The organism is Argonema antarcticum A004/B2 (assembly GCF_023333585.1).
Classification (GTDB): Bacteria; Cyanobacteriota; Cyanobacteriia; order Cyanobacteriales; family Aerosakkonemataceae; genus Argonema; species Argonema antarcticum.
Map to the genome: position 1 here is coordinate 15,247 of NZ_JAIQZN010000114.1, position 6,368 is coordinate 21,614.

General features: G+C 44.7%; 3 protein-coding genes. 1 reads left to right on the forward strand and 2 read right to left on the reverse strand.

Translation table 11 applies throughout. From position 1 onward, the window contains the following. A partial coding sequence (locus LAY57_RS30730) for a serine/threonine-protein kinase (protein ID WP_249070986.1) occupies positions 1–1,787 on the reverse strand: 1,787 nt, incomplete at its 3' end. Between the two features lie 333 nt (positions 1,788–2,120). Here LAY57_RS30730 and LAY57_RS30735 point away from each other — a divergent pair. Continuing rightward, positions 2,121–4,364, forward strand: a complete 2,244-nt coding sequence (locus LAY57_RS30735) for a tetratricopeptide repeat protein (RefSeq protein WP_249070987.1) — start codon at positions 2,121–2,123, stop codon at positions 4,362–4,364. A 205-nt stretch (positions 4,365–4,569) separates the two neighbouring features. Here the strand turns inward: LAY57_RS30735 and LAY57_RS30740 are convergent, their stop codons facing one another. Further along, positions 4,570–5,598: a WD40 repeat domain-containing protein gene (locus tag LAY57_RS30740; protein WP_249070988.1), complete on the reverse strand. Its 1,029-nt coding sequence runs from the start codon at positions 5,596–5,598 to the stop codon at positions 4,570–4,572. Positions 5,599–6,368 lie beyond the last annotated feature (770 nt).

Genomic DNA, 6,368 nt, shown 5'->3' on the forward strand with positions numbered 1-6,368 from the left:
TTGATTGTTTTGTCATTACTACCACTAACCAAAGTTTGCCCATCTGGACTGATGGCGACAGAATAAACATAGCCGGAATGACCCGACAAAGTGCGGATTAAATTGCCTGTTGCCAAATTCCAAATGTTGATCGTTTTGTCACTACTACCACTAACCAAAGTCTGCCCATCTGGACTGATGGCGACAGAATAAACATAGCCGGAATGACCCGACAAAGTGCGGATTAAATTGCCTGTTGCCAAATTCCAAATTTTGATGGGATTGTCACTACTACCACTAACCAAAGTCTGCCCATCTGGACTGATAGCGACAGACTCAACCCAGTCGGAATGACCCGACAAAGTGCGGATTAAATTGCCTGTTGCCAAATTCCAAATTTTGATGGGATTGTCACTACTACCACTAACCAAAGTCTGCCCATCTGGACTGATAGCGACAGAACGAACCCAGTCGGAATGACCCGACAAAGTGCGGATTAAATTGCCTGTTGCCAAATTCCAAATTTTGATCGTATTGTCACGGCTACCGCTAACCAAAGTCTGCCCATCTGGACTGATGGCGACAGACAGAACTGAGCCGGAATGACCCGACAAGGTGCCGATTAAATCGCCTGTTGCCAAATTCCAAATTTCGATCGTATTGTTATGACTACCGCTAACCAAAGTTTGCCCATCTGGACTGATGGCGACAGAACTAACTGAGTCGGAATGACCCGTAAGAGTTTTAACTAAAGAAACATTTTCTAAAGAACTTCCTCCCCTCACCACTGGAGTAGGCGAACTAACAGAACTCCCACCTAATTTAGAAACCCAAAACCCAATTCCACCCCCCAAAACCACCAAAACCCCCGCCGCCACGCTTAGAGGTAAATTGGTTTTCCGCTTTCCCAGCTTTTGCGCCAGTTCCTCTATCCGCTGCAAAAGCACCTGGGTATTCAGCGGTCTATCCCCTGGCTTTCGCGCCATCAAATTATCGATAAAATCTGCCAAACTCGGTGAAATATTCGCCGCCTGTCGCCAGGGAAACACATCGTTATGGGCATCGTAAAATTTTAAAGGATACTGTCCGGTCAGCAAATGCACAAACGTCCGTCCCAATGCAAAAAAATCTGATTGCAGAACAGCTTGATGATTCGCTTGTTCCGGTGGCGTGTACCCAGCAGAAACTATCCCCGTAATTTGGTATCCCGCACCGAGTTTGGCAAGATAAGTATAGGTAGCTTCCCTCGCGGTGCCAAAATCAATCAACACCAACTGCCCATTCGGTCTTAGCATGATATTGGGCGGCTTAATATCCCGATGGAAATACTGCTTCCCATGCACTAAATGCAATATTTCTGCCAGTTGCTTTAACCACGCGATTGCTTGCTGTTCGGAAATGGGATGATTTCCCTGCTGTTTTAGCCACTCTTCTAAGTTTGGCCCCTCGATTTTTTCCATCACAATGCAGTGCAAAATCAACCCGTTTCTGGTTTGATACGGGAAATAACCATCGACTTTGGGAATACCGGGATGCTGGAACTGCGCTAATACTTTTGCTTCTTGCTGAAATAGTTCGACTGCTTTCGGTTCGTTGTTGAGATGTTCTTTGAGGACTTTGAGTATTTTGGGGGTTCCCGGTTCCTCTGCGGTGTAAATTTTGCCAAAACCGCTGTTATCGCTGAGGAGTCGCATCACGCGATAGCGTCCTTGCAGGAGTAAGTCGGAACCGCAACTTTGACAGTGGCGGTTGTTACTGTTCTGCGGGTGGTCTGGTTTTGGGCAAATTGGGTTGATGCACAGACTCATGGCGGGCTGTGGTTGGGTGTAAATTTTAGTATAAGGGGGATTTTGGTTTGTCTGTGTGATGGAAGGTTTATTTTTTTACCACAGATGAAGAAGGATGAACACAGATGAACACAGATGAAGAAGGTGGATGTATGTTTGCTGATGGAAGGTTTATTTTTTTACCGCAGATGTAAGCGGATGAACGCGGATGAACGCTGATGAAGAGGTGGATGTATCCTTATTATATGTGCGATCGCTCTTTCGCTACGTTGTTGCCATGCCGCGCTGAAGCGCAACAACATACCAAACTAGCCCCTACCCCTAGTCCCTAGCCCCTAGCCCCTAGCCCCTCTTATGCTAACTCTCTCACAAGCGATCGCATTTGCCTACCAGTCTCTCCAATCTGGCCAAATATCTCAAGCTGAATCGATATGTCAGCAAATTCTTCAGCAGCAACCTGACTGCGGCGAAGCGCTACATTTGCTGGGTGCGATCGCACATCAGTCGGGTAAGCTGGATGATGCTATTCTCTATTATCTCCAGTGTATTGCTTTTTCCCCAAACTACGCCGAAGCCTACTACAGCTTGGGTGCTGCTTTACACCAGCAAGGTCAGGTACTTGAAGCAATATCATATTACCAGCAAGCGATCGCACTCAAGCCAAATTATATCGATGCACATTTCGATTTGGGTAATGCTTTCAAGCAGTTGGGCGATTTATCGGCTGCTGTTAACCACTATCAGCAAACTATCGCTTTCAATCCCAACGATGCGGAAGCTCATGCTAACTTAGCAACTATCTATTTAGAAGAAGGTTTTATTGTACCAGCTATTGCACATTACCAGCAAGCGATCGCACTCAGACCGGGCTTTCCAGGACTATACTACAATCTGGGTAATGCTTTTCTCGAACAGCGCCAGTACCCAGAAGCGATCGCCCAATATCAACAAGCTTTAGCTATTGTACCACAATTTCTATATGCCTACCTTGGGATAGGGACTGCTTTAACGCACCTGTTTCGGTTTGAGGAAGCCATTGATTGCTTACAGCAGGCTCTAATTATAAGTCCAGACAGTCCTGAAGCCTACTTCTGCTTGGGGATAACTTTTGCTTCTCAGAATCAAGTAGAAGAGGCAATTAACTTCTTACAAAAAGCATTGCAAGTTAAACCAGATTATACGAAAGCTTACTGGTACAACGTTTTTCTCTTACCTATCCTATATGATAATTTAGAGCAAATTATTGTGTGGCGTCAGCGCTTCTGTCGAGGAATTAATAAATTAATTGAACAGACTGCTTTAAATACATCTGAAAGTAGAAAGCTGGCTTTAACCATCTTCAAACAAAAATCGATTAACTTCTTTCCGGCTTATCAAGGTTTTAACGAACGGGGTGTACAGCGAAAACTAGGAAAGTTTTTGCATCAAGTGATGGTAGCTAATTATCCTCAATGGTCTATCCCTTTGTCAATGCCACCTCTGGCTAAAAATGAGAAAATCCGCATCGGATACATTTCTACCCACTTTAGAAATCATACCGTAGCTAAGTTAACGATTGGCTGGTTAAAAAACTGCGATCGCAAAACCTTTGAAATTTATACCTATCAAGTTGCCCCTGAAGTAGATTTAATCACTGAGAAATTTCGTGATTACAGTGATAACTTTTACCATATATATGGCAACATTGAGGCAATTTGTCAACAGGTAATTGCGGATAAACTGCATATCCTGGTTTTCACAGATATTGGCATGAGTCCCGTGACTTACCAAATTGCCGGATTGCGTTTGGCACCCGTACAATGTGCAACTTGGGGTCATCCAGTTACTACGGGTTTACCAACAATTGATTACTTTTTATCGAGCGATTTAATGGAACCAGACAAGGCCCGATCGCACTATTCAGAAAAGTTAGTTCGTCTGCCTAACATCGCCATCTGTTATGAAAAACCAGATGTTCCCAAACTTAGTAAAAATCGCTCTTATTTTAATCTCCGCGAAGATGCTATCATTTATCTTTCCTGTCAATCTTTATTTAAATACTTACCTCAATTTGACCAAATATTTGCCGAAATAGCTCAAAGTGTTCCCCAAGCCCAATTTGCCTTCATTGCCCATGATTCTCCAGTTGTTAATGCAGTATTTTTAGCGCGTCTGGAACGGGCGTTTGCTAACGTAAATTTGGATGGAAAATATTACTGTGTGCTTTTGCCGAGAATGTCACATATTGAGTACTTCAACCTCAATTTAGTTTCAGATATTTTTCTAGATACCTTCAGTTGGTCAGGCGGTAACACCGCCTTGGAAGCTATCGCCTGCGGTTTACCTGTGGTGACTTGTCCGGGAGAATTTATGCGCGGTCGTCACTCTTATGGAATTTTGAAGATGATGGGGATGACGGAGACGATCGCTCAAAATGAAGCCGAGTATGTTGAAATTGCTGTTAAACTGGGTTTAGATCCAGATTGGCGTCAAGATATATTCCGAAAAATATGCGATCGCCATACCATGCTTTACGATGATAGAAGCTGTATTACAGCACTAGAATCTTTCTACAAAACGCTAGTTCTAGGAAATACAGTACCTGTTAGTACGGATTGACTACAAATTTTAGATTTTGCGCGAAGTGGGCGTCTTGGCAAGCGAGTGTGGTCTTGGGGGTTTCCCCCATGAACACCGAGCGCCATTTCCCGTCACGATGCCCACCGAAGCACCAGAGGATTTTGGATTTTCGATTGTTTGGTTCATGGAAAACTTCAGAAGGCGAAATAAATCTAAAATCTAAAATCTAAAATTACAAATTGAGTTAAGTTTCCCGCAACCGCCACAACTTAAGAGAGCTGTCATCATCGTCACCGGCGAAAGTATCATCGGAATTTGTGGTGACCGACCAAAACCAATTGGAATCGCCAGTGAGAGTGCGAAGCAATTTACCGTTGTCTATCTGCCACATCTTAATAGTATTGTCATTACCGCCACTAACGAGAGTTGCATTATCGGGACTAATAGCAATTGAGAGAACCGCGCCAGAATGACCGGAGAGGGTGCGAAGCATTTTACCGCTGGAAAGCTGCCAAATCTTGATAGTATGATCGGAACTCCCACTCACTATAGTTTGACCGTTAGGACTTAGTGCCACCGAATCAACCCAACAGGAATGACCTTTAAGGTTGCGAAGCATTTTGCCATTGGAAAGCTGCCAAACCTTGATAGTATTGTCAGAACTGCCGCTCACCAGTGTCTTGCCATCGGGAGTAATAGCGACAGCAGCAACCCAGTTGGAATGACCTTTGAGGGTGCGAAGCATTTGGCCGGTGGAAACTTGCCAAATCTTGATCGTGTTGTCAAAACTGCCACTAACGATCGTTGTACCATCTGGACTGATGGCAAGGGACAGAACCGACCCACAATGACAAGTTAGGGTGCGAAGCAATCTGCAATCTGCGATGTTCCAAACCTTGATGCTGTTGTCATTACTGCCGCTAACCACAGTCTGTCCATCGGGACTAAAGGCAAGGCAAAGAACTGACCCAAGATGACCCGTAAGAGTACCCAGCAATTCGCCGTCTTCTAAGTTCCAAATCTTGATTGTCTGGTCATTTCCGGCACTAACAAGAGTTTTACCATCTGGACTAATCGCGATCGCACGAACATAGTCTAAGTGTCCCGTAAGGGTGCGAAGCAATTTTCCGTTGTCAAGCTGCCAAATCTTAATTTCCTCAGAACTTGCACTCACAAGTAGGGGGGATACCGGACTGATGGCGACAGCACGAATGTAGTTGGAATTACTGGTGACGGTTCTAACTAGGGGAGGACGGGGGTTAGACGTATACATGGCTACGGTCAATCTCCTTTAGGCGTTGCAAAATCAGCTGGGAATTGGCAGGATGGGGTTTGGGTGAAGCCGCCTTTACTTGGAGTGCCAAAATCTGCACTTAAGTGGTTAAATCTCGCATTCTTGTAAAGTACGGAACTCAGGGTCTATAAATTTTATCAGAAGTCAAGTAAGAAAACGCAGATACTACCCTTATGTAATAATTTGCCAAAACAAAAGTTATGGCATGAATTGCCAGCAGTTGCCTTCAGCCGAATGGCACGCACGGGTTAGGCTCGGCTCTGCCTCCTGTGTCCGCGATCGCTCTAAGCGCCATTCGCCTTAAGCCCTCTGCTTTATAATGCCCAAGAAAGCCTATAAACTCTCTAAATATGTTTGTTTTATTTAGTTTTGTTTTCTTAGGATGGAGATAGCAGTTGGCGCGATCGCCCCTGTGACCTGTGCAAGCTAGATAAATTCCGGTCACTGCCCCTAGAGTGCCAGTATTAATCTATACCCGTTGCTCCTGTGCCAGAGCATGATGTTGTCTGCAATTCAAATCGTATCCATCCTAACATCTCTGGTGCCAGCAAGTAACACCAAGTTGGGTTCAAATCTGGAAATTTGTAAAAGGAAGCGGGAGAGCGGGGGAAAAGGGGAAAAAAATTCACTTCCCACTTTCCAAAACCAACTCCCCAATTTAAAATCTAAAATGGATAAGCTGCTACGCATTTAATTTGTATGTTTAGCGGGAGTGGGAGAGTGGGGGAGTGGGGGAGTGGGAGAGGAAT